This is a genomic window from Virgifigura deserti (genome assembly GCA_003576685.1).
GTDB classification, from domain to species: Bacteria; Pseudomonadota; Alphaproteobacteria; order Dongiales; family Dongiaceae; genus Virgifigura; species Virgifigura deserti.
On the sequence record QOZR01000002.1, the window covers coordinates 313,294 to 335,511 of the forward strand.

The window sequence follows — 22,218 nt, forward strand, 5'->3', positions numbered from 1 at the left end:
GGAGCCGGTCAGGCGACCGGCGCGGCACAGAGCACGGAGACCACGTTGCGGATCAGGCGCAAGCCGGCATCGTCCGCCAGGGTCAGAATCGATTCCGGGTGAAACTGCACGGCCGCGATCGGCCGTTCCGCATGTTCCAGCGCCATCACCACGCCGTCATCCGTCTGAGCGGTAATCCGCAGCACTTCCGGCAGCGTCTCCCGGCAGGCATGGAGCGAATGGTAGCGGCCGACGCCGAAGCGCTTCGGAAGGCCGTCGAACAGCCGCCCTCCCAGCACCTGCAGCTCGGACGCCTTGCCATGCGCCGGCTCGGCGAGCACCGCCAGCCGCGCGCCGAAATGCTCGGCTACACCCTGTAGCCCGAGACAAACGCCGAAGATGGGCAGGTCGCGGGCGAGCACGCTTTCGAGCGTCGCGCTCAGATCGAAGTCCGAGGGCCGGCCCGGCCCCGGCGACAGCACGACGAGGTCGGGCCGGTCCGCGGCTAGGGCCGCACGGGCGGCTTCGGCCCGCAGCGTCACCACCTTCGCCCCGGTCTGCCGGAAATAGTTCGCCAGCGTATGGACGAACGAGTCCTCGTGATCGACCAGCAGGATGCGCCTGCCTTCGCCCGGGCAGAACTCCGATGGACGAGGCTCCGCTGGCCTCGCCGCCGCCGTCGCCATGGGCGGGCGGATCGCAGCGAACAGGGCCGCAGCCTTCAGGCGGCATTCGGCATCCTCGGCTTTCGGATCGCTCTCGTAGAGCAGCGTGGCGCCGACCCGGACCTCGGCGATGCCGTCCTTCATCCGGATGGTGCGCAGGGTCAGCCCGGTATTCATGCCACCGTCGAAGGTCGCCCGGCCGATCGCGCCGCCATACCAGCGACGGGCGGATTTCTCTTGATCCTCGACGAACTGCATTGCCCCGCGCTTGGGCGCGCCGGTCACGGTGACGGCCCAGGCATGGCTGAGGAATGCATCCAGCGCATCGAATTCCGGCCGCAGAACGCCCTCGACATGGTCCACCGTATGGATCAGGCGCGAATAGAGCTCGACCTGCCGGCGACCGATGACGCGCACAGAGCCCGGCTCGCAGATCCGCGACTTGTCGTTGCGGTCCACGTCGGTGCACATGGTGAGCTCTGCCGCATCCTTGGCCGAGTTCAACAGCGTCAGGATCTGCGCCGCATCGCCGATCGCATCCTTGCCGCGTGCGATGGTGCCGGAGATCGGACAGGTTTCGATGCGCCGTCCTCCAGCCTCCCGGCCGTCCACCCGGACATACATCTCGGGCGATGCCGCCACCAGGAACTCGCCCGCGCCGAGATTCATCAGGGCGCCATAGGGTGAGGGGTTGGCCTGCCGCAAGCGACGGTACACCGTGGCCGGCCCGTCGGCGCAGGGCTCCGTGAAGAGCTGGCTTAGCACCGCCTCGAACAGATCGCCGCGTTGAAAGGCCGTCCGCGCACGCTCGACCGCGGCCGGATAGGCGCCGGGCTCGTGGTCGGCTCGGGCCGCGGCAGCCATGCCGCCTCGATAGGGATCCGGCACGGTCCGTCGCGCCAGGAGGTCGGTGCGGCTCAAGGCCGTCCGGAACTCGTAACTCAGCCGGCTGGCCCGCCGGGCCATATGGTCCACCACCAGGATCTCGTCCGGCAGATACAGCACCAGATCGCGCTGATCCGCCGGCCGTTCCCGGCGCTGGCGGATCGGCTCGAACTGGAAGGCGAGGTCATAGCCGAAGGCGCCATAGAGCCCGAGATGCCGGTCCTCGCCGCTGCCGAACAGCTCGATGACGGCGCGCAGCAGGCTGAATATCGAAGGCTGCCGGCTGCGCATCTCCTCCGGAAAGCGCTGCCCGGCCGGGCGGATCGCGCCGGTGACCCGCTCCGGCTCGACGCTCAGCCGCTCGACCGCATCGAGCATCTCCAGCGCCGCGGCGATCGGCGGCAGCAGCACGGCGCCGCGCCTGTTGAGCGCCGCAAGCTCGAAATCGCGAGCACGCGCCGTGATCGCGAGCGGCGGGTCGACGAAGCCGAGGTCCCAACGGGCATAGCGCCCCGGAAACTCGAAGCCGGAAGACAGCAGAACGCCGCGCCGATCGGCCAGCGCGTCGATCAGCGGCTCGACCGCCCCCTCATAAGGCAGCGGGGTCTCGTGGCGATAAACCTGAAGGCCGCCGCGCGTGCGATAGCCTTGCTCAGGGCGTAGGTCGAAAAGCATCGTGGCGGTCTCCCCATGGTTGTGCGGGGCGCCACGACCGTCCGAACTGCCTTACCACTGATTACGAAAAAGGCCGCCCGAAACGCGTGGCGGCCCTGTGGTCCGAATGGATGCGCGCTGGCCGCCCGGTTACACGGGCCACCACCAGCGCTTGTTCAGAATGCAGACGATCGGTTGCATGGCGCCATGCTGGCTTTGCGCGCGTTCGAAGTCAAGCGATCAGTGGCGGCTGTTCCACCAAAGCCGCGATGATGACCGTGATGCTGCGGCGGGATTCCGAGCGCATCGAGGTCCCATGAAAAGGGCGGCCCCAAATGATGGCTCGACCATATGCCCCCTGACGTGGGGGCGGACGTTCTCCAATAACGCTTGTGAGACAAGCTTAGGGGTGATTTGCTGGATTTATGCTCAAACGCACTTTGGCTCGTGCCGTTGACGCGCGACTCGGTGATGCGAACCGCTGGCGCTTTCGGCAATTTGTCCATCTCGCTCGGCGCCTGAGACATACGAAACCCCGTCGGCACATCTGCAATATCTGCGCGTTTGATGGCTTCTTCGGCCCGACCGGATGGCCGCCCCGCCCCGACGCGCAATGCCCCCAATGCTCCTCCTTGGAACGTCACCGCTTGTTCAAGATGTGGTTCGACGAGCACGAACAGCGCTTAGCCGGGTCCAAACTGCTTCACTTCGCGCCGGAGCAGTCAATTACGAGCTTCGTGCGCCCTTCTGTCGAGGAATATGTGACAGCCGACCTCAGTCCGGGCCGGGCCGATCTTGTGCTGAACATCGAAGAAATCGATCAGCCTGACGCATCCTTTGACGCGATTATCTGCTTTCATATCCTGGAGCACGTCGACGACAGAAAGGCACTCTCGGAATTGCACCGTATCCTGAAGCCAGGTGGCGTCCTCTTGCTCATGTTTCCGATCGTGGAAGGGTGGAACGCGACCTATGAGAATCCCGAGATCACGTCTCCGGATGATCGATTCCTGTATTTCGGCCAAGCCAATCACGTTCGATTCTATGGCGCCGATGCAAGGAACCGAATACACGCTGCTGGCTTCGCCCTATCAGAGTTTACCGCTGACGGTCCTGAACAGATCATCCGACACGGCCTGATGCGAGGCGAGAAGCTCTTCGTGGCCGAAATGGTGGTCGCAGACCTTGCTCGCCGTGGCGAGCCTGAAGTTTCAAACTGAGGTACGACCGATCAGCGCGGCGAGTCGCTTGGGCGCGATCAGCCCGTAGCTGCGCTTGACCACGACGGCCACCTCGTCCCAGTCCGGATTGCGGTCGAGCCGCATGCCGACCCATCCCTTGTGGCCGACATAGGGCGGCACGAAGAACCGCTCCGGATCGGCACCGACCAGCACCATCTGACTGCCGGGCGGTGCCTTGCACCAGAGCGAGATGCGCCCGTCGCCACGCTTCTCCATCGCGAAGATCTTGTCGCGCACCCGGAAGGTCGGATCGCCCCATGCCTCCTTCTCCACCGCTTCGGGAAGCGCCAGGCAGATCGCGCGCAGGTAGTCGGTCGGCTGTCTTGACATCGCGCCACTCTACAGGTCGACGGCACATTGGGATAGGCACCAGCCATCGGCATGCAGCCAGCAGGAGCGCTCCCGGTCATGCGCATCGCGGCGCAGGCTCCGCACGGTCTCTGCCCCGCCCCCCTCCATGGCGGCGGCGAGGAGCCGTTCCGATGCGGCATCGCGTGCGCCGGCGCAGGGAAAGATGAGGACCGAGGAAATGAAGCGGGCGGCGTATCGGGACCCACGCCGAACGACCTTCAGCACGCCGCCGCGACGCGTCCCCCCCGGCATCTCGGCCTTCGGGCGGTTGTCGTCCGTGGTCAAGGGCAGGATCAGGCGGCCGCCCTCCGTCAGGCCGTCCAGCCAGCTTTCGGCCGGCCGGGTCGCCCCGGCATTCACATAGATCCCGTCAGCAGGATCGAAGGTCATCCTGGCGCCATCGCCGGTGAGGACGGTGACGTTTGGATAGCGCGCAAGGTTTCGCGCCGCCCGATCCGACAGGCTGGGGTCGTACTCGATGCCGGTGACCCGGCCCGCGGCGCGGACCAGCTCGGCAAGGATCGCCGTGTAGTAGCCCGTGCCGGTCCCGATATGAACGATATGCTCGCCCGCCGCGGGAGCCAGCGCCGCCATCAGCGTGGCATGGAAGGAGGGCTCGCCGTTGTTGATCTGCCGCGCCGGGTCGATCGCCACCAAGTCATTCGTATAGAGATAGACCGGGTCCGCCGACGGTGTCGCGCAATAGCCCCGGCCGGACCGCCAGATCTGCCACGGTCCTGGGCCGAGGAAATCCTCACGCGGGACGCGCGCGAACGCCTCCTCCAGCGCACGGCTATCGACCCCGGCGGCCGCCATGATCTGCTTCGCATAGGCCCGGCGCACGATGTCGATATCGGCCATGGGCGTGCCCAATCGAAGCCGTCAACCATAACCATCGTAAGGCGCGCGCCCATCGGCCGCAACGTTCCGGCCATCACCGGTGCTTGCCCCATTGGCCGACGCCGGAAGAGGACCTATATTCCAGCCATGCCTCTCGAACTTGCCGAACGGCCGCTGCCCGCGTTGCGCGGCACGCCCTTTACGCTCCAGTCCGACTACAAACCCGCCGGCGACCAGCCGCAGGCGATCCGCGAGCTCGTCGCGGGCCTGGGCGCCCAGGAGCGCGACCAGGTCCTGCTCGGCGTCACCGGCTCCGGCAAGACCTTCACCATGGCGCATGTCATCCAGGAACTGCAGCGTCCGGCGCTGATCCTGGCGCCCAACAAGACGCTGGCGGCACAGCTCTATGGTGAGATGAAAGGATTCTTCCCGGACAACGCGGTCGAGTATTTCGTATCCTACTACGACTACTACCAGCCCGAGGCCTACGTTCCGCGCACCGACACCTTTGTCGAGAAGGAGTCGTCGATCAACGAGCAGATCGACCGAATGCGCCACTCGGCGACGCGGGCCTTGTTCGAGCGCCGTGACGTGGTGATCGTCGCCAGCGTCTCCTGCATCTACGGCATCGGCTCGCCCGAAACCTATTCGACGATGACGGTGACCCTGCGGCAGGGGCAGACGATCAACCGCACCGAGCTGCTGCGCCGCTTCGTCGAGCTGCAATACAAGCGCAATGACGCGGACTTCCATCGCGGCACCTTCCGGGTGCGCGGCGATTCGGTGGAGATCTTTCCCGCCCACTTTGAGGACCGCGCCTGGAAGCTGTCGCTGTTCGGCGACGAGATCGAGTCGCTGCACGAGTTCGACCCGCTGACCGGCGAGAAGACGGCGGCGCTGGACGAGGTCAGGATCTACGCCAACAGCCATTATGTGACACCGAAGCCGACGCTGACGCAGGCGGTCAAGCAGATCAAGGTTGAGCTCAAGCAGCGGCTCGAGGAGTTGAACAAGGCGGGCAAGCTGCTGGAGGCGCAGCGGCTCGAGCAGCGCACGGTTTTCGACATCGAGATGATCGAGGCGACCGGGAGCTGCGCCGGCATCGAGAATTATTCCCGCTATCTGACCGGCCGCAAGCCCGGCGAGCCGCCGCCGACCCTGTTCGAATATCTGCCGGGCGACGCGCTGCTGATCGTCGATGAGAGCCACGTCACCGTGCCGCAGATCGGCGGCATGTATCGCGGCGACTTCGCCCGCAAGTCGATCCTGTCGGAATACGGCTTCCGCCTGCCCTCCTGCATGGACAACCGGCCGCTGAAGTTCGAGGAGTGGGATGCGATGCGGCCGCAGACGGTCTATGTCTCGGCGACGCCGGGCCGGTGGGAGCTGGAGCGCACCAGCGGCGCCTTCACCGAGCAGGTGATCCGGCCGACCGGCCTGATCGATCCCGTCTGCCTGATCCGGCCGACGGAGACCCAGGTCGACGATGTGATCGCCGAATGCCACGAGGCGGCGGCGAAGGGCCAGCGCGTGCTGATCACGACGCTGACCAAGCGGATGGCCGAGGACCTGACCGAATATATGCACGAGGCGGGCATCCGCGTCCGCTACATCCATTCGGACGTCGAGACGCTGGAGCGCATCGAGATCATCCGCGATCTGCGGCTCGGGGCCTTCGACGTGCTGATCGGCATCAACCTGCTGCGCGAGGGGCTGGACATCCCGGAATGCGCGCTGGTCGCGATTCTCGACGCCGACAAGGAAGGCTTTCTGCGTTCGCAGACCTCGCTGATCCAGACGATCGGGCGGGCGGCGCGCAACATCGACGGTCGCGTCGTGCTCTATGCCGACAAGATGACGGGATCGCTCGAGGTGGCGCTCGCCGAGACCAACCGCCGGCGCGAGAGGCAGCAGGCGTACAACGCTGCCAACGGCATCACGCCGGAATCCGTGCGCAAGTCGATCTCGGACATTCTGCAGAGCGTCTATGAGGGTGACCGGGTGACGGTATCGACCGGCGACGCGGAGGCCGGCAATCTCGTCGGCCATAATCTCAAGGCCTATATCGCCGATCTGGAGCAGCGGATGCGTACAGCGGCTGCCGACCTCGAGTTCGAGGAGGCCGCGCGCCTGCGCGACGAGATCCGCCGGCTGGAGGCAATGGATCTCGGCGTGCCCACGGACGGCCGCCCCGTGGCGCGCTCCACCGCCGGCCTGCCGGGCAGCTTCAGCGGCAGCGGACTCGGCGGCAAGAACGCTGGGCCAAAGACACGCTCCGGCCGGCCGACGGGTCGCCGGCGGCGCTGATTGTCGGTCTGTGACCGAGGCCCTCATGGTTCGACAAGCTCACCATGAGGGCCTCATCCTGAGCTTGTCGAAGGATGAGGAGGAGCTGCGATGGCGAATGAGACCAGAAAGCCGGACGACGACACCCTGCGCCGGAAGCTGACGCCGGAGCAATATCACATCACCCAGGAGAAGGGCACCGAACGGGCCTTCACCGGAAAGTACAATGACGAGAAAACGCCGGGCACCTACGCCTGCGTCGTCTGCGGCGAGGAGCTGTTCGACTCTGACACGAAGTTCGAGTCCGGCTCCGGCTGGCCGAGCTTCTATAAGCCAATGTCCGAAGAAGCGGTCGCGACGGAGAGCGATGCCAGCCACGGCATGAGGCGCACCGAAGTGCTCTGTGCGAAATGTCACGCGCATCTCGGACACGTCTTCGACGACGGCCCGCAGCCGACCGGCCTCCGCTACTGCATCAACTCGGCCGCACTCGATCTGAAGCCAAAGAAATAGGCGTTCGGCCGCAAATTGCCCCTCCCCCTACCTCCTCCCCTCGACGGGGGGATGGTTGGGGGAGGGGGTGAGCCACCGTATCCGCGCAAACGGCGCCGACCGCGGCTCTTGCGCCGTTCGCGCGTTTGGCCCATTTTCCAGCCGATGATCGACAGACCCTCCAAACAGGCACCTCCGGGCGCCGTCCTCGTCACCGGCGCCGCGAAGCGTATCGGCCGCGCGATCGCGCTTGGCATGGCCGACGCCGGCTGGGCGGTCGCCGTCCACTATCACGGCTCGGAGACGGCCGCCGCCGAGGTGGTGTCGCGCATCGAGGCGGCCGGCGGCCGGGCGGTGGCGCTGCGCTGCGACCTGTCCCGTGAATCCGAGGTCGAGATGCTGGTGGAGCGCGCCGTGGGTGCGGTCGGGCCGCTGACCTGCCTCGTCAACAATGCCTCGCTCTTCGAGATGGACACGGTCGATACGGCGACGCGTGAGTCGTGGGACGCGCATATAGAAACCAATCTGCGCGCGCCGTTGGTCCTGAGCCAGGCTTTCGCCCGGCAGATGCCCGAGGATGTCCAGGGCAACATCATCAACCTGCTGGATCAGCGCGTCTGGAAATTGACGCCCTACTTCCTATCTTACACGGTCTCGAAGATGGGCCTGTGGACGCTGACCCGAACACTGGCCCTGGCGCTTGCGCCGCACATTCGCGTCAACGGCATCGGCCCTGGGCCGACATTGCCCAGCCCGAAGCAGACTGTTGAGCAGTTCGAGGAGCTGTGCAATGCCGTGCCGCTGGGCCACGGCACGACGCCGGAGGAGATCTGCGAGGCGGTTCTTTTCCTGCTGTCGGCCCCGGCGATCACCGGTCAGATGATCGCGCTCGATGGCGGCGAGCATCTGGGCTGGGCATTGCCGTCGCGCGGATATGTGAAGCGCGAATAAGGCGGCTTGATCGCGATGGGTTCCGACTCGACCGGGACGCGCAGGAGCTAAACGGTTATGAGTAAAGCCAACGTCAGCAAAAAGGCTGATCCGGTAGCCCTGGGCCGGACCCGCCCGAGAAGCGCCCCCGGGGGCGCCCCCTCGAATGCCCCTTGGGAAGCGCGAATCTTCGTGCGGGACTTGGTATTGCCCTGCAGGATCGGCATTCATCAGCATGAGCGGGTCGCCGATCAGCGCATCCGCATCAATCTCGATCTGGACTTCCGAACGGAGGGACCGCTCGAGGACGATCTCGACAGCGTCGTCTGCTATAGCGAGCTCGTCACCAGCATCCGGCATGTGGTCGGCGCCGGGCATGTGAACCTTGCCGAAACCTTGGCTGAGCGCATCGCGACGACATGCCTCGAGGATGCGCGGGTACGCAGCGTGCGGGTCAAGATCGAGAAGCTGGAAGTTTTCCCCGAGGCTGAGAGCGTCGGCGTCGAGATCGAGCGAAAGCGGCCGCAGGATTGACTGTCGCGGCGGCTCCGGCAACGCCGCCCTGATGTGTGAGTCGATTCGCCTCCATGGTTAAGAAGCTATTGAAATATCGAAGGTTCTTCCGCTTCCAAGGGGGAACGGCGGCGGAGAGTTGTTCACAAGGAAATGGCGACGGTTAAGATGGCGGCGAAGTCAAGCCCCTGATCGCAGTTGTGACAGATTGTTTGCGCTTGACTTGAGTTTTTCTGTTCCATTTCAATATGTTGTGAATTCTGCCTAATTTTTACGCAACGAGGACAAAGAGCCGGATTTGCTTGGCGAAGTGAGTGGCAAATCCCATTTATCGACAGAGTTATCCACAGATTCCGTGGATATCTGGCGCCGCCCTTTGCCGCCTCTCGGCTTCTCGCATTGCACTAGAGCCGAAAGGCTTCCCGGTTGGACGAGCAGCCAGCGCGACCGCACCGCACTTGCCATTAATCTTCCGGCTGACCCATGACGAACATCATGAAACAGGACGCGCCGTTGGAGCAGGAGTCGATGCAGCAAGCGCCGGAACAGCGATCGGGCTTGAGCGAACCGGATATGGGCCATGCGGGCAGCATCGCGCACGGCGTCGCCGTGATTCAGGCGCAGCTCAAGACCCTGCCCGGCAGCCCCGGCGTGTATCGGATGCTGAACGCGAAGGGCGACGCGCTCTATGTCGGCAAGGCGCGCAATCTGAAGCGGCGTGTCGCCAGCTATACGCAGATCGCGAAGCTGCCGAACCGGCTGCAGCGGATGGTCGCGGAAACGGTGGCGCTCGAGGTCATCACGACCCATACGGAGGTCGAGGCGCTGCTGCTCGAGGGCAACCTGATCAAGCGGTTGATGCCGCGCTACAATGTCCTGCTGCGCGACGACAAGTCCTTTCCGTTCATCACGATCACCGGCAACCACCCGGCGCCGCAGCTTGCCAAGCATCGCGGCGCGCAGGATCCTAAGAGCGAGTATTTCGGCCCCTTCGCCTCGGCTGGTGCGGTTAACCACACCATCACCGCCCTACAGCGCGCCTTTCTCCTGCGGTCCTGCTCCGACAGCGTGTTCGCCGGCCGAACGCGCCCCTGCCTGCAATATCAGATCAAGCGCTGCTCGGCGCCCTGCGTGAATCGTATCGCGCCGGAGGACTATGCCGAACTCGTCGGTCAGGCGCGCGAGTTTCTGTCCGGCAACAGCCGGGGCATCCAGCAGCGCCTCGCGGAACGGATGCAGGCGGCGAGCGATGCGCTCGACTTCGAGACGGCGGCGCGCTATCGCGACCGGATCCGCGGGCTGACGCAGATCCAGGCGCATCAGGCCATCAACGTCGCCGGCATCGACGAGGCGGACGTCATCGCCGCGCACCAAGCCGGCGGCCAGACCTGTATTCAGGTCTTCTTCTTCCGCGCCGGCAGCAATTACGGCAACCGTGCCTACTTCCCCAGCCACGACCGCCAGCTCGACCTGCCGGATGTGTTGGCCGCCTTTCTCGGCCAGTTCTACAGCAACAAGCCGGTGCCGCGCCTGATCCTCCTAAGCCATGCGCCGAGCGAGCAGATGCTGCTTGCCGAGGCGCTGGCGCTGCAGGCAAGCCACGCGGTCAAGCTGCTGGTGCCGCAGCGGGGCGACAAGCGCAAGCTGGTCGATCATGCGACGGCCAACGCCCGCGATGCGCTCGCGCGCCGGCTGTCCGAGAACGCGACGCAGCGGCGCCTGCTCGAAGGCACGGCCTCCGTCTTCGGGCTGGACGGTCCGCCGAACCGCATCGAGGTCTACGACAACAGCCATATCTCCGGCCGCAACCCTTATGGGGCCATGATCGTCGCCGGCCCGGACGGGCTGATGAAGAACGCCTATCGCAAGTTCGCGATTGCCGGCGCAGGCGACGACGCGCCCGAAAACGCCCCCAGGGACGCCCCCAGGGACGCCCCCGGGGACGACTACGCGATGATGCGCGAGGTGCTGACCCGCCGATTCGCCCGCGCGCTCAAGGAGGACCCGGAACGGCAGGGCGGAACCTGGCCGGACCTTGTGCTGATCGACGGCGGCGCCGGGCAGTTGAGCGTAGCCCTGCAGGTGTTCGCCGATCTCGGTATCTCGGACCAGCCGGTCGCCGCGATCGCCAAGGGACCCGACCGCAATGCCGGCCGCGAGCGGTTCTTCCTGCCGGGGCGCGAGCCCTTCAGCTTGGAGCCGAACGACCCGGTGCTGTATTTCCTGCAGCGCTTGCGCGACGAGGCGCACCGCTTCGTCATCGGCACCCATCGCGCGAAGCGCTCGAAGCAGATCGGCCAGTCCCTGCTCGACGAGGTTCCGGGCATCGGCGCGCGGCGGAAGAAGGCCCTGCTCCACCACTTCGGCTCGGCCCGGAACGTCGCCCGGGCCGGACTCGCAGACCTCGAAGCTGTCGAGGGAATCAGCGGGACCGTGGCGAAGCGGATTTATGATCACTTTCACGGCCAAGGTTAACCCTTCGAGGCGGCCGTCGGCCGGCGGGTCCATCCCGGCCGGATGGTTGTTTAGGAGCGGAACAGGCTGTAAAACATGGAATGTTCTCAGACTGACGGACCCAATGCTGACAAGCCTCCCCAATCTCCTGACCCTGTCGCGGATCGCCATCATTCCCGTCCTGGTCGGCCTGTTCTTCGTCGAGGGCGACGTCTGGCGCTGGGTGTCCGGCTTCCTGTTCGGCGCCGCCGGGATCACCGACTATTTCGACGGGCGGTTCGCGCGCAGCCGTGCCCAGATCACGAAGATTGGAGTCTTTCTAGACCCGATCGCCGATAAGCTCCTGGTGGCGGCGGTAATCCTGATGCTGGCCTTCTCCGAGCGCATTTCCGGCCTCGTCATCCTGCCTGCGCTGGTCATCCTGTGCCGTGAGGTTCTCGTGTCGGGGCTGCGGGAGTTTCTCGCCGGCCTCAATGTCAGCGTGCCGGTGAGCCGGCTCGCGAAATGGAAGACCATGCTGCAGATGCTGGCCCTGGGCTTTCTGATCGTCGGCGATGCCGGCCCCGCCGCCGTGCCGGTGACGGAGATCGGCGAGATCGGTCTTTGGCTGGCGGCGATACTGACGCTGGTGACAGGCTACGACTACCTGGTGACAGGCCTGCGGCATATGGGCCCGGACACGCCCGCCCGGCGCCCCGGCGCGGCGTCCACCCGGTCACGCTCCTCCGCCGTCAGACCACCGAAACCGGCGCGGTGAGCGGCCACCGGCCGCTCCCGCCCAACGGGGACATGCCCAACTGGGACATGAAAGCGGGACGATGAAGGTCTTCGGCCTCGCAGGATGGAGCGGAAGCGGCAAGACGACGCTGGTGGTCAAGCTGCTGCCGGAACTGATCGGTCGCGGGCTGTCCGTATCGACGATGAAGCATGCCCATCACGCGTTCGACATCGACAAGCCCGGCAAGGATTCCTACGAGCACCGTGCGGCCGGCGCGACCGAGGTGATGGTCGGCTCGGCCCAGCGTTGGGCGCTGATGCATGAGCACCGCGGCGCCGCGGAGCCCACGGCGGCCGAGCTGATGCGCCGGATGGCCCCGGTCGACCTGCTGCTGATCGAAGGGTTCAAGCGCGAGGCGCACGACAAGCTGGAAGTCTACCGCCAGGCAAACGGCAAGCCGCTCCTTCAGTCCGAGGATCCGCGCATCGTTGCGGTGGCGAGCGACATCGCGTTGCCGGACCTTCCGCGGCCTGTGATTCCGATCGACGACGTCACCGCGATCGCCGATTTCATTATCGCCCATTGCAACCTGCCGGCGCGCGGCGCGGATGCCCGCCGGACGGCGATGCGGGAGTAGCGCGGCCGTGGCCCAATTGACTGACGACTGCTTCGCGGGCGGCGGGCCGCTGATGCCCCTCGACGAAGCCCTCGACCGATTGCTCGGCCGGCTCGTCACCGTCACCGGGGTCGAGCCGGTTCCGCTGACCCGTGCCGGGGACCGCATTCTCGCCGAGCCGGTGGTGGCGCCGATCGACGTGCCGCGCCACGACAATTCGGCTGTCGACGGCTATGCCGTCTATTTCGAGGACCTCAACGCGAACGCGGAAACGCGGCTGCCGGTCAACGGACGGGCCGCCGCAGGGCATCCGCTGGGGCGACCGGCAAGGCGGGGCGAAGCGATCCGCATCTTCACCGGGGCAGCGATGCCCCTCGGTGCGGCCACTGAACCCGATTCCGCTGGGCCCGATACGGTAATGATGCAGGAAGACTGCCGCCTTGAGGGCGATGTCGTCATCATTCGCCCGGGCATCAAGCGCGGCGCTAACCGCCGTCTGGCCGGCGAGGATGTCCGCGCCGGGCGCACCATCCTGGAGGCCGGGACGCGGCTACGGCCCCAGGAGGTCGGCCTCGCCGCCTCGATCGGCCTGACGACGCTACCGGTCTCGCAGCCGCTGCGCGTCGCCCTGTTCTCGACCGGCGACGAGCTGGTCGAGCCGGGAATGCCGCTCGAGACGGGCGCGATCTACGATTCGAACCGCTATACGCTTGCCGCGATGCTGTCCCAGCTGGGCGCCGCGGTGACCGACCTGGGCATCCTGCCGGACCGCCGCGAGGTCGTCCGCCTGTCGCTTGCCGTCGCCGCGCAGGAGCATGACCTGCTGATCACCTCCGGCGGCGTGTCGGTCGGCGAGGAGGACCACGTCAAGGCGGCGGTCGAGGCGCTGGGCAATCTGCATTTCTGGCGCTTGGCCATCAAGCCCGGCCGGCCGATCGCCTTCGGCCAGATCATGTCCGAAGACCGCCCGGTGCCCTTCATCGGCCTGCCTGGAAACCCGGTGGCCGTCATGGTGACGTTCCTGCGCATCGCCCGACCGATGGTCCTGCGGCTGATGGGCGCAAAGGATCTGGCGCCGCCCCTGTTCCGGGTGCGTGCCGCGTTCGAGCATAAGAAGAAGAAGGATCGCCGCGAATGGGTCCGGGCGCGGCTGGTTCCTGACAGCGCCGGCGACCTTGCGGCGCAGAAATTCCCCCGCGACGGAGCGGGCATCCTGAGCTCGATGGTCGAATCCGACGGGCTGGTCGAGCTGCCGGAGGACACGACCCACCTTGCCCCGGGGAGCATGGTGGATTTCCTGCCCTTCAATGAGGTGCGCTAGTGACTCTCGCGCCCTTATGCGGCCAATGCCGGCATCCACTCGGGCGGCAGGATATCCCGCAGCGACCGTCCTCTCCGTTCGATGGTGAGCAGGCCATCCCGAAGCTCATAGGCGCCATTATCCTGCCGAACGATGATCCAGGCCGGATTGATGGTCCCCGGCGGCGTCATCCAATAACCGTCGTAGGTGTCGCTCCTATCCCGCTCGATCTCGAACCCGAGCGCCTCGAAATAGGCGCCGATTCGCAACATCAAGGCCTCATCCGCCGCAGTGAACAGCGGCCGATCACAAGAAACCGAAGCGACCATGCTAGCCTCCGCGCTCCTAGCTAGAGGGTCGCGCTTCACAGCGCAATAGACCGGCTTGAACTCGGCCGGCCACGTTTAGACTGATTATCTAGGCCTGCGCCTGGATTCTACCACCAGCCGGAACCGAAATATTTTTTCTTCCGAAACGACCTGACTATGGAACTTTCTTCTGGGTTCTTCAAACAGCCCCTTCAGACGGCTAAGATGCGCATCATATAGATTCTCGGAGAGAGGCTGCGGCGGGCGCACGGATGAAGATCCTTTATTTCGCATGGCTCAAGGGCAAGATCGGCACGGCCGAGGAGGAGGTGCAGCCGCCCGCCTCCGTCACCACGGTCGCCGCCCTGCTGGACTGGCTGGAGGCCCGCGGGGCGGGTTATGCAGCGGCCTTGGCCAACCGCGAGGTCGTGCGCGTCGCGGTCAATCAGGAATATGCCGGCCCCGATCATCGGGTCGCCCAGGGCGACGAGATCGCGCTGTTCCCCCCGGTGACCGGTGGCTGACTGGAAGCGAGCGATGATCCGCGTCCAGGCCGAGGATTTCGACATTGGTGCCGAATTCGCCCGGCTGACGGCCGACAACCGCAATATCGGCGGTCTGGCCAGCTTCGTCGGTCTGGTCCGCGATATGGCTCCCAGTAGGACCGGCAATGCGCCCATCGGCGCGATGACGCTGGAGCATTATCCCGGCATGACCGAGAAGAAGCTCGCCGAGATCGAGGCGGAGGCCAATCGCCGCTGGCCCTTGGAAGCGAGCCTGATCATCCACCGCTATGGCCGGCTCGAGCCCGGCGACCGCATCGTGCTGGTCGCCACCGCCTCGGCCCACCGTCAGGCGGCGCTGGAAAGCTGCCAGTTCCTGATCGATTGGCTGAAGACCAAGGCACCGTTTTGGAAGCTCGAGGAGACGCCCTCGGGCGGCCAATGGGTTGACGCGCGCGACAGCGACGACGCCGCGGCCAAGCGCTGGGCGGCCGAATCGTAGGGGTTGCCCTGCCTGGCCGCAGCATTCACGAGCCCACTCCGCGGCCGATACACTTCGCCCTGTAGGAACAACCCCGGAGACGCCTGGGTTCACCCCTCGGTTTTCAGCCACGCTGCACCGAAGCCAAACCAATGGCATCTCACGGCTCGAAGCGGGTAATCTGCGCCGCCCTCGCCGGCAACCTGGCCATCGCCTGCACCAAGTTCGCGGCAGCGTCGTGGACCGGCTCGAGCGCGATGTTGAGCGAGGGCATTCACTCGATCGTCGACACCAGCAATCAGGGCCTCCTCCTCTTTGATCTTCGGAGGGCCGCACGGCCGGCTGACGAAAACCATCCCTTCGGCCATGGAATCAAAATCCATTTCTGGGCCATTATCGTCGCGCTGCTCATCTTCGCGCTGGGCGGCATCGCTCTCGCCTATGTCTTCGACGAACCGATCTTCGACGGCATGGTCTCCATCGGTATTGGCGCCGTTCTCGTGCTGATCGCCGTCTTCCTGGCGCGAGAAACCCTCAGCCTGATGACGGGAGGGCGCCTCGACCGAGGTGGTCTCGTTCGTCCGATCCGTTCTCGACTCTGATTCCCGGATAGTGGCCGCCAAGGACCTGCTTACCATGCATCTTGGCCCCAACAATATCCTTCTCGCCGTGTCCATCGACTTCCGCGACGAATTGACCAGTCCCGAGATAGAGGCCGCCATAGAAGACCTCACTGCTTCACTTAAAAAGTGTCACCCCGCCATCAGGTATGTTTTTCTCCGGCCCCCTCGGCGAAACCAGGATGACCCGGCGGAGCCGATCAAGGCTCGGAGCTCGCGACTCGACCAGCTGTCCCTAAGCGGGAGTGACTCGCGCCCGGACCGATCTGCAACGTAGGGGCCCGTCCCTACTCCGCGGCTGCGGCGTCAGCCGGCGCGCGGACCAGCTTCTCGTAGTCTTCCATCATCGCCCGGGTGATCGCGCCGACCTTGAAGCTATAGGGGCCTATCTCGCCCACCGGGGTCACTTCGGCCGCGGTGCCGGTGATGAACACCTCGTCGGTGCGGCCGAGCTCCTCCGGCATCAGCGCCCGCTCGATCACCTTGATGCCGCGCCGGCGCGCCAGGTCGATCACCGTGCGCCGGGTGATGCCGTCGAGGAAGCAGTCCGGCGTTGGGGTGTGCAGCTCGCCGTTCTGGGCCAGGAAGATGTTGGCGCCGGTCGCCTCGGCGATCTGGCCGCGCCAGTCGAGCATCAGGGCATCGGCATAGCCTTCCGCCTCTGCAGAATGCTTGCTCATCGTGCAGATCATATAGAGGCCGGCCGCCTTGGCGTGGACCGGCGCCGTGTCCGGGGCCGGACGGCGCCATTTCGAGATGGTCAGGCGGATGCCCTTCGTCCGTGATTCCGGCGAGAAATAGGCCGGCCACTGCCAGACGGCGATCGCGACATGGATGCGGGTCTGCTGCGCCGACACGCCCATCATCTCGCTGCCGCGCCAGGCGACGGGACGGACATAGGCGTCGTCGAAGCCCTGCGCCTCGAGCAACTGACGCTTGGCGGCGTCGATTTCGGCAGCGCTGTAGGGAATCTTGAAGCCAAGGACCTGTGCCGAGTTGAGGAACCGCTCGCTATGCTCGGCGCTCTTGAAGATGCGGCCGCCATAGGCCCGCTCGCCTTCGAACACGCAGCTCGCATAATGCAAGCCGTGGCTCAGCACATGCAGCTTGGCCTCGCGCCAGGGCACCAGCACGCCATCGTACCAGATCACGCCGTCTCGGTCGTCGAAGGGGAGTACGCTCATGACACCGGTCCACCCTTGTTGAAGCGCTTTGCCGCTATATTATGCCCGTCGACCATCGACGAACACCCAGTCCACGGTATGTTTTGCAGAAAAATATGTCAACATGGCTGACGTAAAATCTTTGGCCAATCCGCTGTTCCTCCGCGAGGAGGACCTGCGCCAGGGCATTGAACTGCTGTTCTTCGCCTACCGCGACTTCACGGCCGAGCCCGATGCGATGCTGGCCCAATACGGCTTCGGCCGGGCGCATCATCGGGTGATCTATTTCGTCGGCCGCAACCCATCCATGACGGTATCGGAGCTGCTCGACATCCTGAAGATCACCAAGCAGAGCCTGAGCCGGGTCCTGAGCCAACTGGTCGATCAAGGGTTCGTCACCCAGCGGCCGGGGCCGACCGACCGCCGCCAGCGGCTGCTTGAGCTGACGCCGCAGGGCACCGAGCTGGAGCGGCGCCTGACGGAGAGCCAACGGGCGCTGTTCGCCCGCGCCTACCGCGCCGCGGGCGCCGAGGCGGTGGACGGCTTCCGCAAGGTCCTGCTCGGCCTGATCAACGAAACCGACCGCGCCCGCTTCGGCGAGCCGGGAGCGGCGTTGAAGACCGAGTCCGGTCGGCGTTGAGCGCTACGTTGAGCGCTACAAGGCGCCGCTAGGCATCCGGCCGCGTCGCGCCGTATAATCCGCCGCGTCATGACGGAAGAGATGCCGCATATCCTGGTCGTCGACGACGACCGGCGCCTGCGCGAGCTGCTGCGGAAATATCTCAGCGAGCAGGGCTTCCGCGTCACCGTCGCCGGAGACGCCGCCGATGCGCGGGCGCGGCTGGCCGGCATCGCCTTCGACCTGATCGTCCTCGACATCATGATGCCGGGTGAGACTGGCTTGGAGCTGACGGCGGCGCTGCGCGCCGACAGCAAGGTGCCTATCCTGCTGCTCACCGCGATGGCCGAGGCCGAAGACCGCATCACCGGTCTTGAGCAAGGCGCCGACGACTATCTGCCGAAGCCGTTCGAGCCGCGCGAGCTGGTCCTGCGCATCCGCACGATCCTGCGCCGGGTGCCGCAGGAAACGGTACCGAAGGTCCAGGAGATTCGCTTCGGCGAGCACAGCTTCGATCTCGATCGCCAACTCCTGCGCCGCGGCGCCGAGGAGGTTCGGCTGACAACGGCTGAAGCCGACCTGCTGTCCGCGCTCGCGCGCAGCCCGGGTGTGCCACTCAGCCGCGAGGAGTTGAGCCGACAGGCGGGTATCGCCGCCGGCAACAGCCGGACGGTCGACGTGCAGATGGCCCGGCTGCGCCGCAAGATCGAGCCCCACTCCCGCTTTCCCCGCTACCTCCAGACCGTTCGGGGACGCGGCTATATGCTGCGGCAGGACTAGACCATGACGAGTGCGGAAGGCCGGATCGCAGAGGGCCGGGTCGCGGCGGAGCCGAAGGCGGGGGACGCCCGCCGCTCGGCCATGAGAAGCATGGTGGCCGCCCTGAATCGTATGCTGCCGCGCTCGCTTCTGGGCCGGTCGCTGCTGATCATCATCACGCCGCTGATCCTGCTGCAGGTCGTGTCGACCTGGGTGTTCTACGACAGCCATTGGGAAACCGTGACGCGGCGGCTGGCGGGCAGCATCGCCGGCGACATCGCCGCGGTCATCGCCCTGATGGAGGAGGTATCGGGGCCCGAGCACTATCCCCGCATCTTCGCGGTCGCCGAGGAGACGATGCAGCTCGAGATGACGCTCGCCCCCGGCAAGATCCTGAGGCTCAATCCGCTGCTGATGCGCGAGACGCTGGTCGATCGCAAGCTGGCCACGGCGCTCGCCAATGTGGTGCGGCGGCCGTTCCTGATCGATACCCGCTCGCTGGAGAAGTATGTCGAGATTCAGGTGCAGCTTCCCGACGGCGTGCTTCACATCGTCGCACCGCGCCGGCGGCTGTTCAGTTCGACCACCTACGTCTTCATCCTCTGGATGGTCGGCACCTCGCTGGTGCTGTTCGCCGTCGCCACCGTGTTCATGCGCAACCAGGTGCGGCCGATCCGCCGGTTGGCCGCCGCCGTCGATGATTTCGGCAAGGGGCGCGAAACCGGCGATTTCCGCATCGAAGGTGCGACCGAGGTGCGGCAGGTGGCCGCCGCCTTCAACCTGATGCGCAACCGTATCACCCGACAGATCACGCAGCGCACGGAAATGCTGGCCGGCGTTTCGCACGATTTGCGAACGCCCCTGACCCGGATGAAGCTGCAGCTCGCGATGCTGCCCGACAGCCCGGACACCGCCGATCTGAAGGCCGACGTGGCCGAGATGGAGAAAATGGTCGGCGGCTATCTCGCCTTCGCCCGCGGCGAAGGCACCGAGCAGCCAGTGGAGGTCGATCTTTCGGCGCTGCTGAAGGATGTAGTCGGGAGCGCCCGGCGCGAGGGCACGACGATCGACCTGCATACTGAGGAGGACCCGCTGCCGATGCGCTTGCGGCCGGATGCGTTCCGGCGCTGCGTCGGCAACCTGATTGCCAACGCGCAGCGATACGCCCGGACGGTGTCGGTGCGCGCCGGTCATCGCGGCGCCGCGGTCGAGATCACGATCGACGATGACGGGCCGGGCATTCCCCCCGAGCAGCGCGAAGAGGTCTTCCGGCCGTTCTATCGCCTCGACCAGTCGCGCAACTCGGAAACCGGCGGAATCGGGCTTGGTCTGACCATCGCCCGCGACGTGATGCGCAGCCATGGGGGAGAGCTGGCGCTGGCGGAGTCCCCCAGCGGCGGCCTCCGCGCCCGCCTGCGCCTTCCGGTCTAGCTCCGTGGCCGACGCCTGGAGATCAGGCGCCGTGCCAAGCCCCGCGATCCGCCGTCAGTCCGCCGTCAGGAGGACGCGAGCTGCAGTTTCGGCTTCTTTTGATCCAGATAGAAGATGTGCCGGCCGATCTTGCCGGCCTGGGCCAGAACTTGGCCCCAGCTCGGCGCGACATAATCGGCGTGATACCAGAGAGCGCCGTTGGTCGGGTCCGCGGAACGGGCCCAATAGACCTGCTGGGCCAGCGCCTTGCTGCGCACCCAGGCGCGCCGGTCCGTCGGCTCGTCGCTCTGGCCGTCGCACCACCAGGAGAACTGGCAACGGTGCCGCGGCCATTCGCCGCCCTGCTGCACGACGGCGCAGACATCGTCCGGAAACCGCGGGTCGGCCACGCGATTCATCACGACATGGGCAACGGCGCGCTTGCCGGTCTCGGGCTCGCTGCGCGCTTCGAAATAGATGTTGAGGGCGAGACATTCGACCTCGCGGCCGATCGTCGCCAGGGTGTTGGCACCTCCGGCCGCGTGCCGCAGATCCGGTGTCAGCGCGAGAGCAGCCGTGCTTTGCGCCCCAAACCCGCCGGCACCCGGCGCGACCGCCGCGAGGGCCTGTCCCTCCTCCACGGTCGCGATGGCAGCCGCATCGGGCCCGGGGATCAGGGCAAGGCCGCCAGTAATCAGGGCCAGGCATCCGGCAAAGGCCGCGCTCTGCCGGCTGCGCCCCGCGATGACGAGTCTTGGGAGGACAAGCCTTGGGAGGGCAAGCCTTGGGAAGACGGACCTTGAAGCGCTATGGAGAGTATCTCCGATGGCCCGAAAAACATTCATGACAGACCTCCTCGTCTTGCCGCAGCCTTCCGGCTCTTTCTGGCCCTTATTATGGACGGCGCGTTGACGATTTTCTAATCTTTATGTTTGGTAAGCAACACATAAGCATGTGGCATTTTACTGAATAGTCAGGCAGTTAACCGATTAACCTAATTCGTTAACCGAACTCCAAGCATTACTGTTCGACCCTCGGTCATGACAGGGAGAGAAGCCGCTGATTACTCAGCTCTTTCCACGATATAACGCCGCGATCGGCAAAATGTTCCGCTGAAGTAATAAAGGGATCGACCTGCAGCCCGAGCGACGACGGAGCCGCCTGTCACGCAACCGCCGCATCAAGCTCAGGCTGAATCAGTAGGGGCGGGTTTGAAACCCGCCCCTACGGCACCGCGCGATCTGTGCAGCTCAGTACAGCCGCCCGCCGTTAGGAACGGATTGATCGGGCCGGATCAACACCACCTGACCGGCCGCGTCGGGAAATCCCAGCACCAGTACCTCGGACATGAACTTGCCGATCTGCTTCGGCGGGAAGTTCACCACGGCGGCTATCTGACGGCCGATAAGGTCCTCGGGCCGGTAGCTGGTGATCTGGGCTGAGGTCTTGCGGACGCCGATCTCGGGCCCGAAATCCACCTGCAGCCTGAAAGCCGGACGGCGCGCCTCCGGAAACGGATCAACGGCGAGGATCGTCCCCACCCGGACATCGACCTTGCGGAAATCGTCATAGGTGATGGTCGGGGTGAGTTCCGGAGATGGGGAGGCCGGGGAAGATTGCTTGTCCGTCATGGGCGCCAGGTCCGCCAACTGTTGCGTTCGGCGGGGAGGCTAGCATCCGCGGCGCGGATGCGGCAATGCCGCGAGGATTCGCCAACGAAAGCGCAGCCCCACCGAAGAAGCGGGGCGGCGCTTTCGACACGGACGAACGGCTGTTAGTGGCTGCCGTTGACCTGCGACAGCGCGGTCTTCACTTCGTCGAAATTGTCGGACATCCGCTTGCTGATCACGTCGGCCGCCTCGAGATTCGACTTCTGCAGCAGCTCCGAAACCTCGCGGATCGCACCAACGGCCGTCGCGAAGCTCTCCTTTGCGAAATCCGCCTGACGCGCCAGCTTGTCTTCCGGGCTGCCCGCCGCCGCAAGTTCATGGCTCATCTTGGCGAGATCGTCGAAACTCTGGCGGACGATCTCCACCTGGCGCCGCGCGGCCGCCTGGGCGCCATCAAACGCCAGCTTGTTCGCCTTCGTCAGCGCCTCGATATTGCGCTGTTGGGTCGCCACTACGGCATTGATATCCAGGAAGGACGTCTTGGAATTGCCGAACAGCTTGCCGAAATCGCCCATCATGCGGCTGTAATCCGCATAGAACTGTGAGAAGTTCGGAACCTTGAACTCCGTGTCGCTGAAAGCATTGTTGGCCTTCGCCATATCTGCACTCCAATCAGGATTAGGATAAAGGGTCGCGCCCATGCTGCACTGCAGCAACGCTGCGAATATGTGCGTAGCGAACGACGGCGTCAAGCCATTTTTGTGCACTGCAGCAAAAACTGGCGATCGAGGCGATGCCAAACCTGATCGGTCCGGCCGCGA

General features: G+C 65.5%; 23 protein-coding genes. 15 read left to right on the forward strand and 8 right to left on the reverse strand.

What is annotated here, in order from left to right:
- Positions 1-8 precede the first annotated feature (8 nt).
- Entirely contained in the window at positions 9-2,204 is a 2,196-nt protein-coding gene (locus DT069_RS04820; protein ID WP_119459142.1) for an anthranilate synthase, read from the reverse strand.
- 635 nt (positions 2,205-2,839) lie between these two features.
- Between DT069_RS04820 and DT069_RS04825 the strand changes: the two genes are divergently transcribed.
- Positions 2,840-3,403, forward strand: coding sequence for a methyltransferase domain-containing protein (locus tag DT069_RS04825; RefSeq protein WP_425450032.1), 564 nt, complete (start codon positions 2,840-2,842; stop codon positions 3,401-3,403).
- Here the strand turns inward: DT069_RS04825 and DT069_RS04830 are convergent.
- Positions 3,395-3,754 (reverse strand): MmcQ/YjbR family DNA-binding protein, encoded by a 360-nt coding sequence (locus DT069_RS04830; RefSeq protein WP_119459144.1) that lies wholly within the window; start codon positions 3,752-3,754, stop codon positions 3,395-3,397. The genes DT069_RS04825 and DT069_RS04830 overlap by 9 nt on opposite strands.
- A 9-nt stretch (positions 3,755-3,763) precedes the next feature.
- Positions 3,764-4,636, reverse strand: a complete 873-nt coding sequence (locus tag DT069_RS04835; protein ID WP_119459145.1) for a protein-L-isoaspartate O-methyltransferase family protein — start codon at positions 4,634-4,636, stop codon at positions 3,764-3,766.
- A gap of 126 nt (positions 4,637-4,762) precedes the next feature.
- Here DT069_RS04835 and uvrB point away from each other — a divergent pair, with 126 nt between their 5' ends.
- The 8 genes from uvrB (at position 4,763) to DT069_RS04875 (ending at position 13,945) form a co-directional block, all read left to right on the forward strand.
- Complete coding sequence (gene uvrB, locus DT069_RS04840; RefSeq protein WP_119459146.1) at positions 4,763-6,922, forward strand: excinuclease ABC subunit UvrB; 2,160 nt, start codon at positions 4,763-4,765, stop codon at positions 6,920-6,922.
- A gap of 90 nt (positions 6,923-7,012) precedes the next feature.
- Positions 7,013-7,414, forward strand: a complete 402-nt coding sequence (msrB, locus tag DT069_RS04845) for a peptide-methionine (R)-S-oxide reductase MsrB (RefSeq protein WP_119459147.1) — start codon at positions 7,013-7,015, stop codon at positions 7,412-7,414.
- Positions 7,415-7,558: 144 nt separating this feature from the next.
- The gene (locus DT069_RS04850; RefSeq protein ID WP_119459298.1) at positions 7,559-8,344 is read left to right on the forward strand and encodes an SDR family oxidoreductase; all 786 of its coding nucleotides are present in this window, start codon (positions 7,559-7,561) and stop codon (positions 8,342-8,344) included.
- Positions 8,345-8,515: 171 nt separating this feature from the next.
- On the forward strand, positions 8,516-8,857 hold the full coding sequence (locus DT069_RS04855; protein WP_425450006.1) for a dihydroneopterin aldolase: 342 nt from the start codon (positions 8,516-8,518) through the stop codon (positions 8,855-8,857).
- A 474-nt stretch (positions 8,858-9,331) separates the two neighbouring features.
- The gene (gene uvrC, locus DT069_RS04860) at positions 9,332-11,311 is read left to right on the forward strand and encodes an excinuclease ABC subunit UvrC (RefSeq protein WP_425450007.1); all 1,980 of its coding nucleotides are present in this window, start codon (positions 9,332-9,334) and stop codon (positions 11,309-11,311) included.
- A 103-nt stretch (positions 11,312-11,414) separates the two neighbouring features.
- Positions 11,415-12,047, forward strand: a complete 633-nt coding sequence (gene pgsA, locus DT069_RS04865; RefSeq protein WP_119459149.1) for a CDP-diacylglycerol--glycerol-3-phosphate 3-phosphatidyltransferase — start codon at positions 11,415-11,417, stop codon at positions 12,045-12,047.
- Between the two features lie 61 nt (positions 12,048-12,108).
- Complete coding sequence (mobB, locus tag DT069_RS04870) at positions 12,109-12,645, forward strand: molybdopterin-guanine dinucleotide biosynthesis protein B (RefSeq protein ID WP_119459150.1); 537 nt, start codon at positions 12,109-12,111, stop codon at positions 12,643-12,645.
- A 7-nt stretch (positions 12,646-12,652) separates the two neighbouring features.
- The gene (locus tag DT069_RS04875; protein ID WP_119459151.1) at positions 12,653-13,945 is read left to right on the forward strand and encodes a molybdopterin molybdotransferase MoeA; all 1,293 of its coding nucleotides are present in this window, start codon (positions 12,653-12,655) and stop codon (positions 13,943-13,945) included.
- Positions 13,946-13,959: 14 nt separating this feature from the next.
- Here DT069_RS04875 and DT069_RS04880 read toward each other — a convergent pair whose 3' ends face one another.
- Entirely contained in the window at positions 13,960-14,253 is a 294-nt protein-coding gene (locus DT069_RS04880; RefSeq protein ID WP_119459152.1) for a hypothetical protein, read from the reverse strand.
- A gap of 251 nt (positions 14,254-14,504) precedes the next feature.
- On the opposite strand from DT069_RS04880, the gene moaD reads away from it, so the two are divergent.
- The 3 genes from moaD (at position 14,505) to DT069_RS24885 (ending at position 15,818) form a co-directional block, all read left to right on the forward strand.
- Entirely contained in the window at positions 14,505-14,756 is a 252-nt protein-coding gene (moaD, locus tag DT069_RS04885; protein WP_119459153.1) for a molybdopterin converting factor subunit 1, read from the forward strand.
- Between the two features lie 13 nt (positions 14,757-14,769).
- The gene (locus DT069_RS04890; RefSeq protein ID WP_119459154.1) at positions 14,770-15,237 is read left to right on the forward strand and encodes a molybdenum cofactor biosynthesis protein MoaE; all 468 of its coding nucleotides are present in this window, start codon (positions 14,770-14,772) and stop codon (positions 15,235-15,237) included.
- A gap of 131 nt (positions 15,238-15,368) precedes the next feature.
- Positions 15,369-15,818: a cation diffusion facilitator family transporter gene (locus DT069_RS24885; RefSeq protein ID WP_425450008.1), complete on the forward strand. Its 450-nt coding sequence runs from the start codon at positions 15,369-15,371 to the stop codon at positions 15,816-15,818.
- A 305-nt stretch (positions 15,819-16,123) separates the two neighbouring features.
- Here DT069_RS24885 and DT069_RS04900 read toward each other — a convergent pair whose 3' ends face one another.
- The gene (locus DT069_RS04900) at positions 16,124-17,020 is read right to left on the reverse strand and encodes a branched-chain amino acid aminotransferase (RefSeq protein ID WP_119459155.1); all 897 of its coding nucleotides are present in this window, start codon (positions 17,018-17,020) and stop codon (positions 16,124-16,126) included.
- Positions 17,021-17,123: 103 nt separating this feature from the next.
- On the opposite strand from DT069_RS04900, the gene DT069_RS04905 reads away from it, so the two are divergent.
- From DT069_RS04905 to DT069_RS04915, 3 genes are all read left to right on the forward strand, one after another.
- Positions 17,124-17,639, forward strand: coding sequence for a MarR family winged helix-turn-helix transcriptional regulator (locus tag DT069_RS04905; protein WP_119459156.1), 516 nt, complete (start codon positions 17,124-17,126; stop codon positions 17,637-17,639).
- A gap of 69 nt (positions 17,640-17,708) precedes the next feature.
- A complete protein-coding gene (locus DT069_RS04910) occupies positions 17,709-18,398 on the forward strand; it encodes a response regulator (protein WP_119459157.1) in 690 nt (229 codons plus the stop codon).
- A 3-nt stretch (positions 18,399-18,401) separates the two neighbouring features.
- Positions 18,402-19,808 carry an ATP-binding protein gene (locus DT069_RS04915; protein ID WP_425450009.1) on the forward strand — a complete coding sequence of 469 codons (1,407 nt, stop codon included), beginning with the start codon at positions 18,402-18,404 and terminating at the stop codon, positions 19,806-19,808.
- 65 nt (positions 19,809-19,873) lie between these two features.
- On the opposite strand, the gene DT069_RS04920 is transcribed toward DT069_RS04915, so the two are convergent.
- The 3 genes from DT069_RS04920 to DT069_RS04930 all read right to left on the reverse strand — a co-directional run bounded on the left by DT069_RS04920 (position 19,874) and on the right by DT069_RS04930 (position 22,197).
- Positions 19,874-20,632: a cell wall hydrolase gene (locus DT069_RS04920; RefSeq protein WP_119459158.1), complete on the reverse strand. Its 759-nt coding sequence runs from the start codon at positions 20,630-20,632 to the stop codon at positions 19,874-19,876.
- A gap of 405 nt (positions 20,633-21,037) precedes the next feature.
- Positions 21,038-21,418, reverse strand: a complete 381-nt coding sequence (locus DT069_RS04925) for a tRNA-binding protein (protein ID WP_119459301.1) — start codon at positions 21,416-21,418, stop codon at positions 21,038-21,040.
- A gap of 143 nt (positions 21,419-21,561) precedes the next feature.
- Positions 21,562-22,197 carry a phasin family protein gene (locus DT069_RS04930; protein WP_162912984.1) on the reverse strand — a complete coding sequence of 212 codons (636 nt, stop codon included), beginning with the start codon at positions 22,195-22,197 and terminating at the stop codon, positions 21,562-21,564.
- Positions 22,198-22,218: the final 21 nt, after the last annotated feature.

Coding starts and splice junctions, on each gene's coding strand:
- pgsA (WP_119459149.1), top strand. CDS start 11,415: ATGCTGACAAGCCTCCCCAATCTCCTGACCCTGTCGCGGATCGCCATC.
- mobB (WP_119459150.1), top strand. CDS start 12,109: ATGAAGGTCTTCGGCCTCGCAGGATGGAGCGGAAGCGGCAAGACGACG.
- DT069_RS04925 (WP_119459301.1), bottom strand. CDS start 21,418: ATGACGGACAAGCAATCTTCCCCGGCCTCCCCATCTCCGGAACTCACC.
- DT069_RS04900 (WP_119459155.1), bottom strand. CDS start 17,020: ATGAGCGTACTCCCCTTCGACGACCGAGACGGCGTGATCTGGTACGAT.
- uvrB (WP_119459146.1), top strand. CDS start 4,763: ATGCCTCTCGAACTTGCCGAACGGCCGCTGCCCGCGTTGCGCGGCACG.
- DT069_RS04920 (WP_119459158.1), bottom strand. CDS start 20,632: ATGAATGTTTTTCGGGCCATCGGAGATACTCTCCATAGCGCTTCAAGG.
- DT069_RS04825 (WP_425450032.1), top strand. CDS start 2,840: ATGTGGTTCGACGAGCACGAACAGCGCTTAGCCGGGTCCAAACTGCTT.
- moaD (WP_119459153.1), top strand. CDS start 14,505: ATGAAGATCCTTTATTTCGCATGGCTCAAGGGCAAGATCGGCACGGCC.
- DT069_RS04905 (WP_119459156.1), top strand. CDS start 17,124: ATGGCTGACGTAAAATCTTTGGCCAATCCGCTGTTCCTCCGCGAGGAG.
- DT069_RS04820 (WP_119459142.1), bottom strand. CDS start 2,204: ATGCTTTTCGACCTACGCCCTGAGCAAGGCTATCGCACGCGCGGCGGC.
- DT069_RS04850 (WP_119459298.1), top strand. CDS start 7,559: ATGATCGACAGACCCTCCAAACAGGCACCTCCGGGCGCCGTCCTCGTC.
- DT069_RS04880 (WP_119459152.1), bottom strand. CDS start 14,253: ATGGTCGCTTCGGTTTCTTGTGATCGGCCGCTGTTCACTGCGGCGGAT.
- DT069_RS24885 (WP_425450008.1), top strand. CDS start 15,369: ATGGCATCTCACGGCTCGAAGCGGGTAATCTGCGCCGCCCTCGCCGGC.
- DT069_RS04915 (WP_425450009.1), top strand. CDS start 18,402: ATGACGAGTGCGGAAGGCCGGATCGCAGAGGGCCGGGTCGCGGCGGAG.
- uvrC (WP_425450007.1), top strand. CDS start 9,332: ATGAAACAGGACGCGCCGTTGGAGCAGGAGTCGATGCAGCAAGCGCCG.
- DT069_RS04830 (WP_119459144.1), bottom strand. CDS start 3,754: ATGTCAAGACAGCCGACCGACTACCTGCGCGCGATCTGCCTGGCGCTT.
- msrB (WP_119459147.1), top strand. CDS start 7,013: ATGGCGAATGAGACCAGAAAGCCGGACGACGACACCCTGCGCCGGAAG.
- DT069_RS04835 (WP_119459145.1), bottom strand. CDS start 4,636: ATGGCCGATATCGACATCGTGCGCCGGGCCTATGCGAAGCAGATCATG.
- DT069_RS04890 (WP_119459154.1), top strand. CDS start 14,770: ATGATCCGCGTCCAGGCCGAGGATTTCGACATTGGTGCCGAATTCGCC.
- DT069_RS04910 (WP_119459157.1), top strand. CDS start 17,709: ATGACGGAAGAGATGCCGCATATCCTGGTCGTCGACGACGACCGGCGC.